The following is a 2,264-nucleotide window of genomic DNA, read 5'->3' as shown; positions in this document are numbered from 1 at the left end:
GATCGCCTGCCGCCGTCGCTCGGCCTGGTGAGCGATGGCGATCAGGAGGGCGAGGAAGCCCCGAAGCCACGCCGCCGCCGCAAGGTGCGCGGCGAGGAAGAGACGGCGTCCAGCGCCGCCTGATCCGTGGGCAAACGATATGGAGGGGCCGTTGCCATAGGCATCGGCCCCTTTTTCGTGCGTCCTCGACAGGGCTATCCGGCCGGCCCGCCCGGCGCTAGCATCCTGCAATCGCGGCGGGGGGAGGATCGGATGCGCGCCTATCGGGTTTTGCCACTGCTATTGTGGAGCGCCGTCGCCGCCGCGCAGCAGACACCGGCCCCCAGCGCGCAGGGCGATGTCGCGGTCACGATCTACAACAACGATCTCGCGCTGGTCGAAGACGTGCGGCGGCTGACGCTGCCCGCCGGCACCTCGCGCCAGGAATTTCCCGACGTCACGCAGCAGATCCGGCCCGAGACGGTGCGGCTGACCGCGGACGGGGTCGGCGTCGTCGAGCAGAATTTCGACTATGACCTCCTGTCCCCGAACGCGCTGATGCAGAAGGCGGTGGGCCAGACGATCACGCTGGTCCGCACCAACCCCGCGACCGGCGCCGAGACGCGCGAGCAGGCGCGCGTGCTCGCGTCGAACGGCGGCGTCGTGCTGGAGATCGGCGGGCGGATCGAGGTGCTGCGCGACGACGGGCTGCCCGTCCGCGTCATCTTTCCCGGCCTGCCGCCCAATCTTCGCGCGCGGCCCACCTTGTCGGTGACGGTGGACAGCGCCGCTGGCGGCACGCGGCCGGTGACGTTGTCGTACCTGACCCGCGGGCTGTCGTGGCGCGCCGACTATGTCGCATTGTTCGACGAGGCGAGTCAGCGGCTCGACCTTCAGGGCTGGGTGACGCTCACCAACAGCAACGCCACCGCGCTAACCAACGCCGACACGGTGCTGGTCGCAGGCGCGGTCGGCGGCGGGCAGGGCGGGTATGTCCCGCGCCCGCCACGGCCGCGCGGCGGCATCGCGCCCGGCTCGCGGCCCGGCACCGAGACCGCCGACCGGGCGCGGATCGGCGACTATTACCTCTATCCGCTCGGCCGGCGCACGACGATCGCGCCCAGCCAGCAGAAGCAGGTGAGCTTCCTGTCGGTGGCGGGGGTGCCGGCGGCGCGCGCCTATCGCTTCGTCAATGGCTGGCTCGGCAGCATGGACGATCCGGCGAGCGCGGAGACGGCGCTTGCCTTTACGACCAGCCGCGACGGCGGGCTTGGCGACGCGCTGCCCGCCGGGACGGTGCGCGTCTATCTGCGCGACCGGCAGGGGCGGCCGCAGTTCGTCGGCGAGAACGGCATCGGCCACACGCCGATGGGCAGCAGCCTGTTCATCCGCACGGGCGAGGCGTTCGACATCAAGGTCCGCCCGATCGTCGAGGCGCGGGAGCGCATCACCGGGGACGAATTCCGCCAGTCCGAGCGATACCGCGTGCGCGTGAACGGCGAGCCGGTGCGCACCGTGTCGATCGAGCAGGCCGTTACCTATTGGCGCACGCGCATGCGCTACGAGCTGACCAACGCCTCACCCGCGCCGGTGACGGTCGAGCTGGTGCAGGCGGGGCTCGATCCCGGCTATGGCGACACGCGCGTGCCGGAGGAAAGCCAGCCCGGCGAACAGCGCAGCCGCGACGAGCGGGTGTGGCGGGTCGCGATCCCCGCCAACGGATCGGCGAGCGTCACCGCCACCATCGACACGCGTTATTGAGGCACGGGCCGGTGCGGCGGCTCCTGCTTGCGCTGCTGACGCTGATGCCGATGCCGGCAGCAGGGCAGGAAACGGTCACCTCGGCCGCGCCCGATGCGGTTTCGGTCACGCTCTATCGCGATCCCGCGCGCGGGACTTCGCCGATCGACCGCGACGGTCCGAGCGGCTTTGCGCTTATCAGCGAGACGCGGCGCGTGCGGCTGCCTGGCGGCCCCGCGGTCCTCCGGTTCGAGGGCGTGGCGGGGGGCATCCTGTCCGAAAGCGCGGTCGTCGAAGGACTACCGGCGGGGGTCCGCGAGAAGAATCTCGACGCCGATCTGCTCTCGCCGAGCGCACTCTATGATCGGGCGACCGGGCGGCAGGTGCTGGTGCGCCGGACCGAGCGCACGACGGGGGTGGTCACGCATGAGCCGGCGATAATCCGGTCCTCAGGCGAAGGCGCGGCGGTGCTGGAGACGCGGGCGGGGATCGAGACGCTGCGCTGTACGGGCCTGGCCGAAACCATCGTCTATCCGGGCGTCCCG

Annotated in this window: 1 protein-coding gene and 1 pseudogene; both read left to right on the top strand. The window is 71.4% G+C overall.

What is annotated here, in order from left to right; all coding sequences use genetic code 11:
• Positions 1 to 252: 252 nt before the first annotated feature.
• Entirely contained in the window at positions 253 to 1,740 is a 1,488-nt protein-coding gene (locus ACOJSF_RS13170; protein WP_420142654.1) for a DUF4139 domain-containing protein, read from the top strand.
• Between the two features lie 11 nt (positions 1,741 to 1,751).
• Positions 1,752 to 2,264: pseudogene (locus ACOJSF_RS13165) on the top strand (hypothetical protein); the annotation flags it as partial.

The organism is Sphingomonas sp., assembly GCF_048594985.1.
Lineage (GTDB): Bacteria > Pseudomonadota > Alphaproteobacteria > Sphingomonadales > Sphingomonadaceae > Sphingomonas_I.
The sequence above is the reverse complement of the archived record's forward strand: the minus strand, read 5'-3'. Positions and strand labels throughout refer to the sequence as shown.

Excerpts from the sequence above, each read along its gene's own strand:
- ACOJSF_RS13170 (WP_420142654.1), top strand. The coding sequence starts at position 253 with ATGCGCGCCTATCGGGTTTTGCCACTGCTATTGTGGAGCGCCGTCGCC.